Origin of the sequence: Streptomyces sp. NPDC002209 (assembly GCF_042890265.1) — a bacterium.
Taxonomy (GTDB): domain Bacteria; phylum Actinomycetota; class Actinomycetes; order Streptomycetales; family Streptomycetaceae; genus Streptomyces.
In genome coordinates this window covers 268081-284970 of sequence record NZ_JBIARX010000002.1, presented here as the reverse complement: position 1 = coordinate 284970, position 16890 = coordinate 268081, and the positions used below count along the sequence as shown (strand labels likewise).

Genomic DNA, 16890 nt, shown 5'->3' with positions numbered 1-16890 from the left:
GACGCAGGGTGTCACCAAGGGCCACGACAGAACGTCGGATTCATGAACACACCGGACAGATCACGGGGTTCCTCTTACTGCGAGTAACAGCGGCCGCAATTGCCAAGTTTTGGCAAAGTGCGGCCGCTGTTTATCTACGTGTCAACAAATCGCCGGTGGTCCGGCGGCCTCCCGGACGCCTCCGGAAGGGACACGGAACGGGCTCTAGAACAGCACCCGCGCGAGCGCCGTACGCGCCGCCGCCACCCGGGGATCGTCCGCCCCGATGACCTCGAACAGCTCCAGGAGCCGCACCCGCACCGCGTCGCGGTCGGCGCCGGCCGTCACCCGGACCGTGTCCACCAGGCGCCCGAAGGCGTCCTCCACGTGACCGCCGACCAGGTCCAGGTCCGCGGCGGCGATCTGGGCCGCCGAGTCCTTCGGGTCCTCGGCCGCCGCGGCGCGCACCGCCTGCGGGTTCATGTCCTTGACCCGGGCGAGCAGCTCGGCCTGGGCCAGGCCCAGCTTGGCCTCGGTGTTGGCCGGGTCGTCCGCCAGCACGTTCTTGTACGCCTGGACCGCGCCGCCCAGGTCGCCGGCGTCCAGCGCGACGACCGCCGCCTCGAGCAGCGCGTCGTACGGGCCCGCCGGGATCGCGGCCTCGGCGGCCGGGGCGCCCGCGGGAGCGCCCTCGGCGTTCGGGTCCACCTCGATGCCGATGATCCCGAAGCGCTCCTCGGCGACCTGGACCAGCTGCGCCAGGGTCGCGCGGATCTCCTGCTCGGGCGCCACGCCCTGGAACAGCGGCAGCACCTGGCCCGCGACCACGGCGAACACGGCCGGGATGCCCTGGATGCCGAACTGCTGCATCAGCATCTGGTTGGAGTCGACGTCGACCTTGGCGAGGAGGAGGCGGCCGTTCGCTTCGATCGTCAGGCGCTCCAGCAGCGGGCTGAGCTGCTTGCACGGCTCGCACCACTCGGCCCAGAAGTCCAGGACGACCGGGACCTCGGCGGAGAGCTGGAGGACGTCGCGTTCGAAGCCGGCCTCGTCGACGTCGATCACGAGCGCGGACGGCGGCACGGCACCGGCGGACGCGGGTGCGCCACCCTGGGCGGCCTGCCGGGCCGCTTCGGCACGGGCCTGCTCGGCCTTCGCCTTGGCCTCGCCGGCCGCCTTCACCGCGGCGAGGTCGACGACGCCGCTCATGGACATGTTTCTGGGCTGCATGCGTACATCCTCCCCCGTGTGTGCGCGCCGACGAAAAAGATCGGCCGAAATGCCTTCTTGCCCGCGTCGGACCGATCGGTTGTGCGGTGGTCGTATGGTGTGGCGCCGGGTCCCCACCTGGCGCCGGTAGCTCTTCGCGTGGTCGTCGCTCTTACGCTACGAGCCGTAGCGTAACTCCTCGCGGCCGTTCGCGCCCCGTGATCTCAAGCACAGCATTTCGGGGGCCTCCGGTTCCGCTACCGACGGGTATGGTCTGCGCCATGCGCAACCCCAGCCCCCCGACCGGACGCACCGGCCGCCCCCGCAGCGCCGCTGCGGACGCGGCCATCCTCGCCGCGACGCGGGACGCGCTGGTCGAGCTGGGCTGGTCGAAGCTGACGATGGGCGACGTCTCCGCCCGGGCCGGGGTCGCCAAGACCACCCTCTACCGCCGCTGGGCGGGCAAGAACGAGCTGGTCGTGGACGCCGTCGCGGAGCTCTTCGACTCCCTCGAGCTCCCCGACCGGGGTTCCCTCGAAGCCGACATAGAAAACGTCGTCCTCCAGTTCGCGACGCTGCTGCGCAGGCCGGAGGCCCGTACGGCCCTGATGGCCGTCGTCGCCGAGTCCACCCGGGACGAGGCCCTGCGCGACCGGATCCGGTCGGCGATCGTGGACCGGCAGAAACGTCTCGTCGTACTGGGCCGCGAGCGGGCCCAGGCCCGCGGCGAACTCCCGTACGAGGAGGACGAGGGGCTCGCCGGCCCGACCACGGACCTGATCTTCGACGTGATCGCCGGCACGGTGGTCCACCGCGCGCTGGTCAGTTGCGAGCCGGTGGACGAGGCCTGGGTGTCCACCTTCACGGCCCTGCTGATGCACGGCCTCCAGGGCCCGGCCCACGCCTGAGCCCGGGACCGGCCCGGGCGAACGGAAAGGCCGGTCACGGCCGCCCCCGCAGGGGCCTGCCGCGACCGGCCTCCCACCGGACGGGGGCGGGCTCAGAAGCCCGGCGGCTCCGTGTACGTACCCCACTCGTCGCGCAGCACGTTGCAGATCTCACCGAGCGTGGCCTCGGCGCGCACCGCGTCGAGCATCGCCGGGATCATGTTCGACCCGTCACGGGCGGCGGCCAGCATGGCGTCCAGCGAGGTCTTCACCTTGGCGTCGTCGCGGCGCTCCTTGCGCGCGGCCAGCTCCTGCACCTGTACGCGCTCCACCTCGTGGCTGACGCGCAGGATCTCCAGGTCCCCGGTCACCGACCCGTGGTGCACGTTGACGCCGACGACCCGCTTGTCGCCCTTCTCCAGGGACCGCTGGTACTGGAAGGCCGACTCGGCGATCTCCCCGGTGAACCAGCCGTCCTCGATGCCGCGCAGGATGCCCGAGGTGATCGGCCCGATCGGGTGCTGCCCGTCCGGGTGGGCGCGCAGACCGCGCTCCTTGATCTGCTCGAAGATCTTCTCGGCGTCGGCCTCGATGCGGTCGGTGAGCTGCTCCACGTACCAGGAACCGCCCAGCGGGTCGGCCACGTTCGCCACCCCGGTCTCCTCCATCAGCACCTGCTGGGTGCGCAGGGCGATCTCGGCCGCCTGCTCGCTCGGCAGTGCGAGGGTCTCGTCGAGGGCGTTGGTGTGCAGGGAGTTGGTGCCGCCGAGGACGGCCGCGAGGGCCTCGACCGCGGTGCGTACGACGTTGTTGTACGGCTGCTGCGCGGTCAGCGAGACGCCGGCCGTCTGGGTGTGGAAGCGCAGCCACATCGACTTCTCGCTCTGCGCCCCGTACACCTCCTTCATCCAGCGCGCCCAGATCCGGCGGGCGGCGCGGAACTTGGCGATCTCCTCGAAGAAGTCGAGGTGCGCGTCGAAGAAGAAGGAGAGGCCGGACGCGAAGTGGTCCACGTCCAGGCCCCGGGAGAGGCCCAGTTCCACGTAGCCGAAGCCGTCGGCCAGGGTGTACGCGAGCTCCTGCGCGGCCGTGGCCCCGGCCTCGCGGATGTGGTAGCCGGAGACGGACAGCGGCTTGTACGCCGGGATGCCCTTCGCGCAGTACTCCATGAGGTCGCCGATGAGGCGCAGGTGCGGCTCGGGTTCGAAGAGCCACTCCTTCTGGGCGATGTACTCCTTGAAGATGTCCGTCTGGAGGGTGCCGTTGAGCAGGGCCGGGTCCACGCCCTGGCGTTCGGCGGCGACCAGGTACATGCAGAAGGCGGGCACGGCCGGGCCCGAGATCGTCATCGAGGTGGTCACGTCGCCGAGCGGGATGTCCTTGAACAGGACCTCCATGTCCGCGGCGGAGTCTATGGCGACCCCGCAGTGGCCGACCTCGCCGAGCGAGCGGGGGTCGTCGGAGTCGCGCCCCATGAGCGTCGGCATGTCGAAGGCCACGGAGAGCCCGCCGCCGCCGGCGGCCAGGATCATCTTGTAGCGCTCGTTGGTCTGCTCGGCGTTGCCGAACCCGGCGAACTGGCGGATGGTCCAGGTCCGGCCGCGGTATCCGGTGGCGTGCAGGCCGCGGGTGTAGGGGTACTCCCCCGGCCAGCCGATGCGCTCGAATCCCTCGTACGAGTCACCGGGCCGGGGGCCGTAGACGGGATCGACGTCATCCCCGGAGAGCGTGGTGAAATCGGCCTCGCGCTTGCGGGCCTTGTCATAACGGGCCTGCCAGCGGCGGCGGCCCTCCTCGATGGCGTCAGCGTCCATACCCACGAATTTACTAGGACGTCCTAGTAAATGTCGATGGGAAACCCCGGGGAGTCTCCCCGGGGTACCCGACGGGCGAGCGGCGCTCTAGGCGTCGGCGGTGGCCACGGCGTCGACGACCAGCGGCTCGACCTCGGCGCGGACCGTGCGCTCGACGAAGAAGGCGGCCAGCGGGATCGTGCCGGAGACGAGCACCCAGAGCAGCTTCGGGAACGGCCACCTCGCCTTGGAGCCCAGGTCGAAGGCGAACACCAGGTAGATCATGAACAGCACACCGTGCACCTGGGAGACCGCCAGGGTCAGGTCGGCGCCGGTGTCGAAGCCGTACTTGAAAACCATGCAGGTGCAGAGGATCAACAGCATGACCGCGGTCAGGTAGGCCATGACGCGGTAGCGGGTCAGCACGCTTCGTTTCATGGATACGAGCGTAACGATCCGTTGCGCGCGATCTTGACGGGGGCCCGGTGACGGCGGCCCGGTGACGGCGGCCGCTACTGCTCCTCGAAGTCCGCGGCGGCGATCCGCAGCGGGCGCAGGAGCGCGAAGATCTCCTGGCACTCCTCGGCGTCGTACGCGCGCAGCCCGAAGTCGACGGCCATCAGGTCCTTCGTCGCCGCCTCGACGACCTCGCGGCCCTTGTCCGTGATGGAGGCGAGCGTGCCGCGCCCGTCGTTCGGGTTCGGCCGCTTGGCCACCAGCCCGGACCGCACCAGCCGGTCCACCGTGTTCGTCACCGACGTCGGGTGGACCATGAGCCGCTCGCCGATCTTCGACATCGGCAGCTCTCCGGCCTTGGAGAAGGTGAGCAGGACCAGCGCCTCGTAGCGCGCGAAGGTCAGCCCGTAGGGCTTGACCACCGCGTCGACCTCGCCGAGCAGGATCTGGTGCGCGCGCATGATCGAGGTGATGGCGGCCATCGAGGGCACCGGCCCCCAGCGGCGCTGCCACAGTTCGTCGGCGCGGGCGATGGGGTCGAAGGGGAGGCTGAGCGGCTTGGACACGTACCGACCCTACCGGGCGGTCATTTGGCCGTGGGGCCCGTCTCATTCTTCGGTCCGTCCTCCCGCCGGTCCGCGGACCGCAGTGCGGCGAGCAGGAGCAGGACCACCATCGTGCCGAGCGCCGCGGCGCCGGTGACGACCACGTGCACCGGCAGGAACTCGGCGGCCAGCCCGGCCAGTGCCATGCCGACGCCCTGGAGGGTCATCAGGCCGGTGCTCAGCAGGGTCATCGCCCGGCCGCGCAGCTCGCCGGGGACGGCGTCGACGTACCACTGGTCGAGGCCGAGGGTGTAGGCGTGTGCCAGACCGGCGAGCAGCAGGGCCGCGAGTACGGTCACCACCCCGGGCCGGACGGCGTACACGAGCAGCGGCAGCATGCCGGCGGCCGCGAGCGGGGCCACGAGCCGGGAGCGGGCACGGGGGCCGAGCGCCGAGCCGGCCCACAGTTCACCTGCGATGGTGCCGACGGGCAGGGCGCACATCATCACTCCCAGCGCGGCGGTGCCGGCGCCGATGCCGTCGGCGTACGGGACGAGCAGCGCCTCGGGGGCGATGACGAAGACGGGCGGCAGCCAGAAGAGCAGGGTGAGCGCCCGCAGCCGGCGCTCACCCAGGACGGCGCGCAGCCCGGCGAGGGGCGAGGTGCGGCGGGCGCCGGCGCGGGCCGGCCGGGCCCGCGTGCCGAAGCGCAGCAGCAGGGCCGAGCACAGGAATCCGGCGGCGGTCAGCGCGATGGCCGCGCGCGGGGCGAGGACGGTGAGCAGCAGCCCGCCGAGGCCGAAGCCGATCAGCTGGGCGCTCTGGGCCACCATGCGCATCAGCGAGCGGCCGAGGACGAACGCGTCGCCGGGGCCGAGGATGTCGGCGAGGGAGGCGTTGCGGGTGCCCTGGAACAGCGGTGCGACGAAGGCCATGGCGCAGCGCAGGACGAGGAGCCCCGCGACGGGGGTGCCGGGCAGGACCATGGCCGCCGCGCAGGCGGCGCAGACGAGGTCGCACCCGACGAGGACCCGGCGGGCGGGGTGCCGGTCGGCGATCCCGGCGAGGAGGGTGCCGCCGAGGGCGTACGGGAGGAAGCCGAGGGCGAAGGTGAGCGCGCTCATCAGGGGCGAGCCGGTGGTGCGGAAGACGAGGACGGTGAGGGCGATCTCGGCGACGACGATGCCGAGGACGGACATCAGGTGCGCGGCGAAGACGGGCCGGAACTCCCGGACCCGGAAGACGGACCGGTAGCCGCCGGCGGTCGGCGGGGTGGCGTGGTTGACGGTTGCCATGCGGTGACCCTGCGGGGCTACCGTGGGTGCCCGACAGTGATTCGGCCCTGGCCGAATCACCGTGCCAAGCCGGCTGCCCCACGGGGCCGCCGGGGCCGCGGACCACGACCGGGAGGGAGAGCCGCCGTGTTCCATTTCCGGTTCGGGCCCGGGGACCTGCTGCGCTGCCGGTTCTCGCTCTCGCCCCGCTGGGAGACCCAGGAGGCGGTCCGGACCCTCCGGACTCCCGCCCGGCAGGCGTACCACCTGCCCTGGCTGCGGCAGATCCGCGCGGCCGCCGACGGCCTGGACCTGCGGCCGCTGTGGCTGCTGATGCCGCGCACCGGCCACAACCCCGACTTCCTGAGCCCGCCGCCGGTCGGACCCTCCGTCACCTTCGAGGAGGAGCTGGCCCGGGTACGGTCCTCGGCCGCCGATCCCGAGGCGCTGCGCGAGGACCTGCGGCGCGCCCTCGTCTGCACCCCGGGAGCCGCCGAGAGCGACCCGGGTCGACGGATGCTCGCGGATCCGGCCCGGGCCGTACGGGAGTTGGCCGATCTGTACGAGCAGGCGTGGTCCGCGCTGATCGCCCCGCACTGGCCGCGGCTGCGGGAGCTGCTGGAGGCGGACATCCTGTTCCACTCGCGGCGGCTGGCGGCGGGCGGGCTGGAGGCCCTGTTCGACGGCCTCCACCCGGACCTGCGGTGGTCGGACGGCACGCTCACCATCGACCGCCCGACCCACCACGACCGCTCCCTGGACGGGCAGGGCCTGCTCCTCATGCCGAGCGCGTTCGTGTGGCCGGAGGTGGTCGGCGGGTACGACCCGCCCTGGCAGCCGACGCTGGTCTACCCGGCGCGCGGCATCGGTGCCCTGTGGACGGCTTCGCCGGGCCCGACCCCGCGGGCGCTGGCGCGGCTGCTGGGCCGGGGCCGGGCGGACGTGCTGTGCGCGCTGGACGAGCCGGCCTCCACGACGGCGCTGGCCCGCCGGCTCGGGCTGGCACCGGCCACGGTCTCGGCACACCTGAAGGCCCTGCACGGGGCGGGCCTGCTGATCTCGGCCCGCCACGGCCACCGGATCCTCTACGAGCGCACCCCGCTCGGGATCGCCCTGGCCACGGGCGCCCCGCCGGCGTAGCCGGGTTCCGGTGCATCCGGGCGGCGGCACCGGCGGTGTCGCGGAGCAGGGCTCACTGACCGTCATGTCACGATATGCCGGTCCTTGATTCCGCGCACCGACCCTTCGCCCCGAGGAACCCGGATGCCAGGCCGACCCCGCCCACGCCCCAGACCCCTCACCGCCGCACTCGGCCTCGCCCTGCTGCTCGGCGCGGCCGGCGCCTGCGGCGGTCCGGAATCCGCCCGGGAGTCCGCGCCCCCGCACGCCCCTGCGGAGGCACCGGGCCAGGCCCCGCCCGCCGCGTCCCCGTTCTGGGTGGACCCGCAGAGCGACGCCGCCCGGCAGGTCGCCGCCTGGGAGGCCCAGGGCCGCAACAGCGACGCCCAGGTCCTGCGCCGGATCTCGGAACGGCCCATGGCCCTGTGGGGGCCCGGCGGCGACCCCGGTCCCGAGATCCGGCGGGCCGCGAAGAGCGCCACGTCGGCGGGCCGGGTCCTGGTGCTCACCGCGTACAACATCCCGTACCGCGACTGCGGCCGGCACTCGGCCGGCGGGGCGAAGAACGCCACCGCGTACCGCAACTGGATCGGCGCCTTCGCCGACGGCATCGGCAACGCCAGGGCCGTGGTCGTCCTGGAACCGGACGCCGTCCCGCACGTCGTGGACGGCTGCACCCCGGCCGACCACCACGACGAGCGCCTGCGGCTCCTCGCCGAGGCCGTCACCCGGCTGAAGAAGAACCGGAACACGAAGGTCTACCTGGACGCCGGCAATCCGGCCTGGATCCCGGACCCGATGAAACTGGTCGAGCCCCTCTACAAGGCCGGGCTCGGCCAGGCCGACGGGTTCTCGCTCAACGTCTCCAACTTCCAGCCCGACGCGGCCGGCCGGGAGTACGGCGCCCGCATCTCCCGGGCCGCCCACGGCAAGCACTTCGTCATCGACACCAGCCGCAACGGCGCGGGCCCGCTTCCGGGCGACGGCCACGAGGCCTGGTGCAATCCGCCGGGCCGCGCGCTCGGCGTCCCGCCGACCGACAGGACGGGCGACCCGCTCGTCGACGCGTACCTCTGGATCAAACGGCCCGGCGAGTCCGACGGACCCTGCCGCGGCGGCCCGGGGGCGGGCACGTGGTGGGCGGACTACGCACTGGGCCTGGCCAGCCGCAGCAAGGAGTGAGGGGCGGGGGCGAGGAGTGCGCAGGCGCAGCAGCGCTCACTCCGCCGGGGGCTGTTCCTCCGGAGCCGGCGCCGGATGCGGGGCCCGTACCCGGAGCCACTTCGCCACCGAAGGCGTCCCGTCCGCGTCCGTCACGAACAGCATGTACCAGCCCGGCGGAACCAGCGTCGGGTCCTTCGGCACCTCGACCGTCACGGAGCCGGCCGCCTTGGTCAGCCCGAGCTCGACCGACCGCTGCTCCACGTCCGTGGTGTGCGTGACCGCGCTCGGCCGCATCAGCCGGGCCCGCCGGATCCGCTCCGGGTGCGCCGCCGCGAAGGTGGCCCGCCCGTCCGGCCCGACCTCGGCCGGCCCGGCCCCCAGGACCGGCCGCCGCGCCGGGTCCCGGTACAGGTACGGCGGCGAGTACACCTCCAGCCGGTGCTCGAACTTGCCGAGCCGGGTGTTGTCCTTGTCCGCGAAGAGCGGGTCGGAGCCGAAGGTCGCGACCCGCCCGTCGGGCAGCAGGAGCGCCTCGGAGTGGTAGTTGCGGCCCACCGACGGATCGGCGGCGGCCACGAAGGTGTCGGTGCGCGGGTAGTAGAACTGCGCCTTGTGGATGTCGCTGGCGCCGCGCCCCCGGTAGTCGCGGGAGCCGCCGGTGGTGAACACGGAGTCGTCCGGCAGCAGCACGCTGCTCAGGTAGCGGGTGCCCTGCGGCAGCCGCGCGGAGGACCGGAAGACCGGGTCGTCCTCCTTGAGGTCCACGATCGCCGTCCGGCTCGAGGACAGCTTCGACTCGCCCACCCCGCCGCCGCCCAGCACCATCACCTTCTGGTCCTGGGCCGGCGCCAGCAGCACCGAGGACGAGGTCTCCAGCCGGTCGGGGTCCGCCAGCCCCGTCACCTCGGTGAACTTGTTGGTCTTCAGGTCCCACACACCGGGCTCGCGCCCCTTGTCCTTGGGGCCGTATCCCGCGTTGGACCCGGTGTAGAGCAGCTTGCCGCCCTGCACGAGGAAGAGCGCGGGGTACGTCGGGAAGTAGCGGAAGGGGCCCCGGGTCCACTGCTTGGTCTTCGGGTCGTAGTACTCGTTGTCGCCGGGGACCACGTCGCCCACGTCGTTGAGCCCGGAGACCGCGAGCACCCGCCCGTCCTGCAGCGCCACCAGCGTCGGGTACCAGCGGGCGTCCTTCATCGGGCCGACCGGGACGTACTTCTCCGCCTCCGGGTCGAACTCGTACGCCGATTTGATGCCCTGGAAGTCCTGCTTGTCGACGCTCAGCCGCTCCGCGAGACCGTAGACGTTGTCGGCGTCCTTGCCCTCGAGCCCGACGACCCGGTACTGGGCGGCCTCGGTCGTCAGCCCCTCGGCGCCCGCCTTCACCGCCTCGACGAAGACCCTCGCCTCCGCCGCGACCACCTTGGTCCGCCAGGGGTTCACGTGCCCGGCGCGCCCGTACGTGATCTCGAACTCGCGCTCGGCCTTCGGAACGGTGACGTCGAACTTCGACACGTACTCGACCCCGGACGGGGACCGGAACCGGGTGCCCTTCTTCAGCCTGGCCACCTTGTCGGGGCTCTCGTTCTTGACCCGCATGCCGCCGCCCGCGCGGGTGACCTTGCCGTCGAGGACCTCGTACCGGGCGGTGCCGCCCGCCACCAGCAGCCGTCCGTCGGGCAGTTGGCTGTGGCCCGAGCAGAAGAAGTCCTCCGGCGTGGGGACCTTCTTGAAGGTGTCGTTCCCCGGGTCCCACAGGACGGTGTCGAAGGTGCCCTTGTCGAACTTCTTCTGGTTGTTGCCGGAGCCGGCGATCAGCAGCACCTTGCCCGTGTGCAGCAAGGCCGCGTGCATGGCGTTGATCCGGTACTCCTCGGGGAGCCGGACCTGCCCCCACGAGCCGTACTGGATCTTGTAGCTGGACTGGCCGGTCTTGTACGCGTGGTAGCGCTCCTGCGCGAAGGAGAGCGCGGCGGGCGCGTTGAGTGCGGCCAGCACCACCACGGCTCCGGTGCCCAGCACGGTGTTCTTGAACTGCTTCGAGGGCCGGTACGCCATGGCTCAGTTCCCTCCCGCCGGTGTGGCGAGCGCCGGCTCCGGCTCCTCGCCCGGCCCGTGGCCGAGCCCGATGTCGAGGGATGCCGCCCGGACCGGGGCCCGGCGCTCGCGCAGCAGGGTCCGGCCCCACACGGCGACCGGGGCGAGGGCGATCAGCAGGGAGAGCACCGCCCAGGTGCGCATCGCGGCGTGCGTGTGGCCGAGGCGGACCGAGGCGGCGAGGGAGAGGGCCAGGACGGCGGCCCAGAACAGGTGGATCCGGAAGGTCGCCAGCCGGTCGGGGCTGGCGCCCGCGCCCTTGGGGGTGACGACGAACCGGCCCCGGGTGCGCAGCAGCGCCGAGCCGAGGGACATGAGGTAGACGGGCGCGCAGATCGCGGACATCGCCATGCCGGCCAGGCCGCCGGAGCCCGCGGGCTCGTGGGGGGAGATGTTGTGCCGGCGGTTCCACAGGTACAGGCCCACCTGGAGCGCGGCCGCGTCGGTGTAGAGCATGAGCCACACCTCGGACGAGACCTGGGTTCCGGAGGCGCCCAGCCACAGGAACAGGACGCAGCTGAGGATCCCGAGCAGCCAGTTGACGGCCGTCATGGGGTAGTAGACGAGCATCAGCGTGTAGTTGAGCAGGCGCCCCGGGGGCATCCGGAAGAACCCTCTCCAGTACTGCCGGAAGAGGGTCTCGTACGTGCCCCTCGACCAGCGCAGCTGCTGCGTGAAGAAGTCGGTCCACGAGGCCGGCCCCTCGCCGACGGCGAGCACGTCGGGGGTGTAGACGGACCTCCAGAACCGCCCGGTGACCGGATTGCGCCGGCGGTGCAGCTCGAAGCCGGTGGCCATGTCCTCCGTGAGGGAGTCGTAGAGCCCGCCGACCTGCTTGAGGGCGCTGATCCGCACGGCGTTGTTGGTGCCGACGAACATGGGGGCCCCGTAGCGGTTGCCCGCGCGCTGGATCAGGGCGTGGAAGAGGTACTGCTGGGACTCGGCGGCCTTGGTGACGGACGAGGTGTAGTTGCCGTACACCTGCGGGCCGACGACGAAGGCGATGTCCGGGTCGCGGAAGTAGCCGAGCATCCGCTCCAGGAAGTTCGCCAGCGGGACGTGGTCGGTGTCGACGGAGGCGAAGAACTCGTAGTCGTCGCCGTGTGCGACGAGCCAGGCGTTGTAGTTCCCGTGCTTGGTCCGCTCGCGGTGGGCGCCCGTGCGGGTGTTCCAGCCGGCTACGCCCTTGCGGGTGAAGTGCCGTACGCCGAGCTCCGCGCACAGGGCCCGGGCCTCGGGGTCGTCCCCCTCGTCCAGCAGCCATACGTCGAGCGGACCGTCGTGCCGCAGCGCGACCGCCCCCAGGAGGGTGCCCCGCACCGTGGTGAGCGGCTCTTTGCCGGGGACGAACGTGGTCAGGAAGGCGACCTTGGTGCCGGGCTCGGGCGGTACGGGGACCGGATCGCGGGCGACCAGCGTGGCGTGGGCCACCGATACGACGTTGACCAGCATGAACAGCATGATCAAGGCGATGCACACGAGCATCGCGGTGTCGCAGCGGACGAGCCAGCGCTCGCCGCCCTCCCGGACGGTCCGGTGCGTGGGCCAGACGAGGTAGAGCAGCAGTCCGGCCGCGGCGAGAGGGGCCAGCACCATGAGGAGGACGGCGCGTATTCGGGTGCGGAGCTCCTCGCGCGAGAGCAGGGAGCGGTAGCCCACCCGGTAGGCGGTGCGGTCCGGCTCCGCGAACGGACCGGCGAGGCGGCTGTGGGTCTCGTAGTCGAAGCCATCCGGCCGCACGGCCCCTCCAGTGCTCGAAGCCCAGGGTCTCCCTCACCACGAAAGGTGACAAACCATGAGCATGTCGAACGGGGCTCGGCCGAAAGGGGGGTTCGGTGCCGCCGCCCCCGGACAGGGCCGTACGAGTGGTCCGGGGGTCGGCCGGGGTGGGGCGGGGCGGGTTACGCCAGGTGGCGTTCCACCGTCTCCACCTTCGACGTCAGCCCGTCCACCACCCCGGGACGGATGTCGGCCTTCAGGACGAGCGACACCCGCGGCGCCCGCTCCTCCACGGCCGCCACCGCGCGCTTGACCACGTCCATCACCTCGTCCCAGGACTCGCCTTCGATCGAGGTGAACATCGCGTCCGTGCGGTTCGGCAGACCCGACTCCCGTACGACGCGCACCGCGTCGGCCACGTACTCGCCGACCTCTTCGCCGACCCCCAGCGGGGTCACCGAGAACGCGACGATCATGCGGCGTTCGCCGCCTCGCGCCGGGCGCGGGCCGCCAGCACGCTGTCGGCCTCCTCGCGCTTGAGCAGCTTGTCGCCGTACAGGCCGCCGAAGGGCACCAGCGCGAGCACGAAGAACAGGGCCGCCTTCTTGGCCGGCCACTTCGCCTTGTTCCAGACATCGGCCAGGAAGACCAGGTAGATGAGGAACAGGATCCCGTGCAGGCCACCGAGCGGCATCATCAGGTAGTCGATGTCGGAGATCCGGCTCAACAGCGAGCCGAAGATCAGCAGGGCCGGGAACGACAGCGCCTCCGGTACGGAGACGAGGCGCAGCCGGTGCAGGGCGGAAGCGGTCTTGATGTCCACGGTGAGCCTTCGGGGTGGTGGCCGGGGGTCCGTCCCAGTCTCTCAGCCGGTTTGCGGGATCTTGACCGGGGGTCCGCAGGGGTCCGGCGGACCCGCCGCGGGGTGTGCCGTGACTGCGCCGCGGTGTGCGAGATGCCGCAGTCGCCGGATATAGGCCACGGGGCCCTGTTCGCCTTCGCCCGCTGCCGATAACGTCATCCCGTGGCTCAGTTCCGACTCCAAGGCAGCAAGGTGCTCGCCGTCGACCTGACCGGGGATGCCGTGAAAGCGAAGAACGGCTCCATGGTTGCGTACGACGGCCAGATGGCCTTCAAGAAGATGACCGGCGGCGGCGAAGGCCTCCGGGGCATGGTGACCCGTCGACTGACGGGTGAGCAGATGACCGTGATGGAAGTGCAGGGGCACGGCACCTGCTTCTTCGCCGACCGCGCGAGCGAGATCAACCTGGTGAACCTGCGGGGTGAGAAGCTCTACGTCGAGTCCAGCAACCTGCTGTGCACCGACGCGGGCCTGCGCACCGGCACGACGTTCACCGGGCTGCGCGGCGCGACGACGGGCAACGGCCTGTTCACGACGACCGTCGAGGGCTCCGGCCAGGCGGCGATCATGTCCGACGGCCCGGCGGTCGTGCTGCGCGTCAGCGGCCAGTACCCGCTCTCCGTCGACCCGGGGGCGTACATCGCGCACACCGGCAACCTCCAGCAGTCCTTCCAGTCCGGGGTGAACTTCCGGACGCTGATCGGCGAGGGCTCCGGCGAGTCGTTCCAGATCCGCTTCGAGGGCGAGGGCCTGGTCTACGTGCAGCCCAGCGAGCGCAACACCATCGGGGGCGACATCTGATGCCGTTCCGCGAGATCAACTCGAAGATGGTCGAGGCCCAGGTGATCCCGGGGCAGCGGATGTACAGCCAGCGCGGCGCGATGCTCGCGTACCGCGGCGAGGTCTCCTTCACCCCGAGCCTGACCGGTGGTCAGGGCGGGGTGATGGGCATGATCGGGCGCCGGGTGGCGAACGAGCAGACCCCGCTGATGACGGTCGAGGGCAGCGGCACGGTGATGTTCGGCCACGGCGGCCACCACATCCAGGTGATCGGCCTGACCGGCGAGACGCTGTACGTCGAGGCCGACCGGCTGCTCGCCTTCGACGGCACCCTGCAGCAGGGCACGATGTTCATGGGCTCGCAGGGCGGTGTCATGGGCATGGTCCGCGGTCAGGTGACCGGCCAGGGCCTGTTCACCACCACCCTCGAGGGGCACGGCTCGGTCGCCGTGATGGCCCACGGCGGGGTCATCGAGCTCCCCATCACCCCGAACCGGCCGGTCCACGTCGACCCGCAGGCGTACGTGGCCCACCACGGGGACGTCAGGAACAAGCTCTCCACCGCGCTCGGCTGGCGCGACATGGTGGGGCGGGGCTCGGGCGAGGCCTTCCAGCTGGAGCTGTCGGGCCAGGGAGCCGTGTACGTGCAGGCGTCGGAGGAGAAGCTGTGAACTTTGGTCCTGTCATCGGCGGGCCCGGCGGCCCGACGGTCTTCGACCCGCACACCCTGCCCTCCGACGACAACGTGAACGCGTACACCTTCTGCGTGGAGCTCAAGGGGAGCCAGTGGTTCCTGCAGAAGGGCAAGATGATCGCCTATTACGGGCGCATGGAGTTCAACGGCGTCGGCAACGGCCGCTTCGACCGGCTGCTGCGCACCAGCTTCCACTCGCCGATGCACGCCAGTGACTGGGTCGTGGCCGAGGGCCAGGGCAAGATGCTGCTGGCCGACCGGGCCTTCGACGTGAACTCGTACGACCTGGACAATGGGAACCTGACGATCCGGTCGGGCAACCTGCTGGCCTACCAGCCCTCGCTCGCCCTGAAGCAGTCGATCGTGCCGGGGTTCCTGACCCTGATCGGAACGGGGAAGTTCGTGGCGGCGTCCAACGGGCCGGTGGTGTTCATGGAGCCGCCGCTGCGCGTGGACCCGCAGGCGCTGGTGGGCTGGGCGGACTGCCCGTCCCCCTGCCACCACTACGACCACGGCTACATGTCGGGTGTCATCGGCGGGCTGCGCTCGCTGACCGGCATCGGCGGCAGCTCCGGCGAGGAGCACCAGTTCGAGTTCGTCGGGGCCGGGACGGTGCTGCTCCAGTCGTCGGAGATGCTGATGGCGGAGAAGGCCGTCGGGGCGGTCGGCGCCGGCGCGGAATCGGCGGGCGTGCCCGGGGCCGGGTACGGCGGCGGCCACGGCCAGCAGGGCCCCCTGGGGCAGCTGGGTGTACCGCGGATGCCGGGACAGCTGGGTGACATCCAGCGGCGCCTCGGACTGTGATCTTCAGCTTTCCATTTTTTGTACGTAATTCAACTTCTTAGGTAGAGTTCATTCATGGAGACCATGGAGACCGAGACGGCCACGCGCTGGCTGACCGACGCCGAGCAGTGCACCTGGCGCACCCACCTGGACGTCAGCAGACTGCTGATGCACCAGCTGGAAAAGGATCTCCAGCCCTTCGGACTCACCAACAACGACTACGAGATCCTCGTGAACCTCTCGGAGTCCGAGGACCACCGGATGCGGATGAGCGATCTCGCCACGTCGACGCTGCAGTCCAAGAGCCGGCTGTCCCACCAGATCACCCGCATGGAGACGGCCGGCCTGGTCGTCCGCGTCAACTGCGAGTCCGACCGCCGGGGGCTGTACGCCGTGCTGACGGACGAGGGCATGGAGCTCATGCGGAAGGTCGCCCCGCACCACGTGGCGTCCGTCCGCAGGCACTTCATCGACCTGCTGCCGCCGGAGGCCCTGGCGGCGCTGCGCGCCTCGCTGGAGCCGGTCGCGAGCCACCTGCGCGACCAGCGCGGCAAGGTCTGACACCCGCCCGGCACCGGCCGGACGGCGCCCATCCGGGGTGCCGTCCCCGGTGGGTGCCCGGAGAATGGGTGGTAACGCTCGCTCGCCGGCCGCCCGCCGGGCAACCGTAAGCGCATGGCCGGCCTGAGGAGGTCAGCCATGCACAGCAAGCACAAGGCGTACGCCGCATCCGCCGCGGCCGTGGTCCTGGCGTTCGGGGGCCCGGTGGCGGCCGCAGCCGCACACACGGCCGACGCGGCGAGAACCGCCCCCGCGGCCGCTTCGGCGCGCGCCGACGTGGACGCCGAGGGGGCCGTGGCCGCCGCGCTGAAGAAGTACCCCGGCGTCGTGGAGTCCGTCGACAAGGACGACGCCGTCTGGCACGTCGACGTCATCGCCAAGGACGGCAAGCACGCGGAACTGACGGTCGACACCCGCAGCGGCAACGTGTTCACCGAGAACGCGAACGACGACGGCGACGACGGCGGGAACAAGGCGCTGCTCGCCGCGAAGGTCACCGCCCAGCAGGCGATGAAGGCGGCTGTCGCCGCCCATCCCGGCCAGGTCTGGTCGGTGGAATGGGACGACGATGACGACAACGGCGCCCAGTACTGGAACGTCGAGGTCAAATCCGGTGACAAGACCACGAACGTCCACGTCGACGCCACGACGGGCAAGGCGACGGTGTCCGGATCGGACTCGGACGGCAATGGCGACAGCAACGACGACGGCAGCTGACACGCGCCGGTCCGCGGGTTCCCGTGCGGACCGGATCGGGCGCCCCTAGACTGGCGAACGCCCGGATTACCCCGATCTTCGAGGGAGTGGCGTCATGGCCAAGCGCGGCAACAAGAAGCGAGCACGCAAGAAGAAGAAGGCGAACCACGGCAAGCGTCCCAACGCCTGACCGGTCCGCCCCGCAGACGTACGAGAGCCGCGCCCCGATCGATCGGGGCGCGGCTCTCGCGTGCGTACGCCGTACGGGGGCGGGC

At 71.5% G+C, this 16890-nt stretch carries 18 protein-coding genes; 9 read left to right on the top strand and 9 right to left on the bottom strand.

Features of this window, described 5'->3' with window-relative positions; all coding sequences use genetic code 11:
- Positions 1 to 204 precede the first annotated feature (204 nt).
- Positions 205 to 1209, bottom strand: coding sequence for a tetratricopeptide repeat protein (locus ACFYXK_RS06210; protein WP_389410032.1), 1005 nt, complete (start codon positions 1207 to 1209; stop codon positions 205 to 207).
- Between the two features lie 260 nt (positions 1210 to 1469).
- Between ACFYXK_RS06210 and ACFYXK_RS06205 the strand changes: the two genes are divergently transcribed.
- Positions 1470 to 2096 (top strand): TetR/AcrR family transcriptional regulator, encoded by a 627-nt coding sequence (locus ACFYXK_RS06205; protein ID WP_389410031.1) that lies wholly within the window; start codon positions 1470 to 1472, stop codon positions 2094 to 2096.
- Positions 2097 to 2188: 92 nt separating this feature from the next.
- On the opposite strand, the gene ACFYXK_RS06200 is transcribed toward ACFYXK_RS06205, so the two are convergent.
- The 4 genes from ACFYXK_RS06200 to ACFYXK_RS06185 form a co-directional block, all read right to left on the bottom strand.
- Positions 2189 to 3889, bottom strand: a complete 1701-nt coding sequence (locus ACFYXK_RS06200; protein ID WP_389410030.1) for a methylmalonyl-CoA mutase — start codon at positions 3887 to 3889, stop codon at positions 2189 to 2191.
- An 87-nt stretch (positions 3890 to 3976) separates the two neighbouring features.
- Positions 3977 to 4306 (bottom strand): DUF3817 domain-containing protein, encoded by a 330-nt coding sequence (locus tag ACFYXK_RS06195; protein WP_383504244.1) that lies wholly within the window; start codon positions 4304 to 4306, stop codon positions 3977 to 3979.
- A 74-nt stretch (positions 4307 to 4380) separates the two neighbouring features.
- Positions 4381 to 4890, bottom strand: a complete 510-nt coding sequence (locus ACFYXK_RS06190) for a MarR family winged helix-turn-helix transcriptional regulator (protein ID WP_383504246.1) — start codon at positions 4888 to 4890, stop codon at positions 4381 to 4383.
- Between the two features lie 20 nt (positions 4891 to 4910).
- Entirely contained in the window at positions 4911 to 6164 is a 1254-nt protein-coding gene (locus ACFYXK_RS06185) for an MFS transporter (RefSeq protein ID WP_389410029.1), read from the bottom strand.
- Between the two features lie 126 nt (positions 6165 to 6290).
- Between ACFYXK_RS06185 and ACFYXK_RS06180 the strand changes: the two genes are divergently transcribed.
- Positions 6291 to 7283 (top strand): DUF5937 family protein, encoded by a 993-nt coding sequence (locus ACFYXK_RS06180; protein ID WP_389410028.1) that lies wholly within the window; start codon positions 6291 to 6293, stop codon positions 7281 to 7283.
- Between the two features lie 123 nt (positions 7284 to 7406).
- The gene (locus ACFYXK_RS06175) at positions 7407 to 8444 is read left to right on the top strand and encodes a glycoside hydrolase family 6 protein (RefSeq protein ID WP_389410027.1); all 1038 of its coding nucleotides are present in this window, start codon (positions 7407 to 7409) and stop codon (positions 8442 to 8444) included.
- Positions 8445 to 8480: 36 nt separating this feature from the next.
- On the opposite strand, the gene ACFYXK_RS06170 is transcribed toward ACFYXK_RS06175, so the two are convergent.
- From ACFYXK_RS06170 to ACFYXK_RS06155, 4 genes are all read right to left on the bottom strand, one after another.
- On the bottom strand, positions 8481 to 10481 hold the full coding sequence (locus tag ACFYXK_RS06170; RefSeq protein WP_389410026.1) for a galactose oxidase-like domain-containing protein: 2001 nt from the start codon (positions 10479 to 10481) through the stop codon (positions 8481 to 8483).
- 3 nt (positions 10482 to 10484) lie between these two features.
- On the bottom strand, positions 10485 to 12260 hold the full coding sequence (locus tag ACFYXK_RS06165; RefSeq protein WP_389410025.1) for a glycosyltransferase family 2 protein: 1776 nt from the start codon (positions 12258 to 12260) through the stop codon (positions 10485 to 10487).
- Between the two features lie 161 nt (positions 12261 to 12421).
- A complete protein-coding gene (locus ACFYXK_RS06160; RefSeq protein ID WP_053784721.1) occupies positions 12422 to 12715 on the bottom strand; it encodes an MTH1187 family thiamine-binding protein in 294 nt (97 codons plus the stop codon).
- Positions 12712 to 13062 (bottom strand): DUF3817 domain-containing protein, encoded by a 351-nt coding sequence (locus ACFYXK_RS06155; protein WP_030295226.1) that lies wholly within the window; start codon positions 13060 to 13062, stop codon positions 12712 to 12714. Before ACFYXK_RS06155 ends, ACFYXK_RS06160 begins: the two co-directional genes overlap by 4 nt.
- Before the next feature lie 201 nt (positions 13063 to 13263).
- Between ACFYXK_RS06155 and ACFYXK_RS06150 the strand changes: the two genes are divergently transcribed.
- The 6 genes from ACFYXK_RS06150 to ACFYXK_RS06125 all read left to right on the top strand — a co-directional run bounded on the left by ACFYXK_RS06150 (position 13264) and on the right by ACFYXK_RS06125 (position 16805).
- Positions 13264 to 13902 carry an AIM24 family protein gene (locus tag ACFYXK_RS06150; RefSeq protein ID WP_266997079.1) on the top strand — a complete coding sequence of 213 codons (639 nt, stop codon included), beginning with the start codon at positions 13264 to 13266 and terminating at the stop codon, positions 13900 to 13902.
- Positions 13902 to 14552, top strand: coding sequence for an AIM24 family protein (locus tag ACFYXK_RS06145; RefSeq protein WP_389410024.1), 651 nt, complete (start codon positions 13902 to 13904; stop codon positions 14550 to 14552). The genes ACFYXK_RS06150 and ACFYXK_RS06145 overlap by 1 nt, the downstream gene beginning before the upstream one ends.
- The gene (locus ACFYXK_RS06140; RefSeq protein ID WP_383504261.1) at positions 14549 to 15379 is read left to right on the top strand and encodes an AIM24 family protein; all 831 of its coding nucleotides are present in this window, start codon (positions 14549 to 14551) and stop codon (positions 15377 to 15379) included. The genes ACFYXK_RS06145 and ACFYXK_RS06140 overlap by 4 nt, the downstream gene beginning before the upstream one ends.
- Before the next feature lie 63 nt (positions 15380 to 15442).
- Positions 15443 to 15919 (top strand): MarR family winged helix-turn-helix transcriptional regulator, encoded by a 477-nt coding sequence (locus ACFYXK_RS06135; protein WP_389410242.1) that lies wholly within the window; start codon positions 15443 to 15445, stop codon positions 15917 to 15919.
- A 138-nt stretch (positions 15920 to 16057) separates the two neighbouring features.
- Positions 16058 to 16636 (top strand): PepSY domain-containing protein, encoded by a 579-nt coding sequence (locus ACFYXK_RS06130; protein ID WP_389410023.1) that lies wholly within the window; start codon positions 16058 to 16060, stop codon positions 16634 to 16636.
- A gap of 94 nt (positions 16637 to 16730) precedes the next feature.
- Positions 16731 to 16805, top strand: coding sequence for a 50S ribosomal protein bL37 (locus ACFYXK_RS06125; RefSeq protein WP_099895366.1), 75 nt, complete (start codon positions 16731 to 16733; stop codon positions 16803 to 16805).
- Positions 16806 to 16890 lie beyond the last annotated feature (85 nt).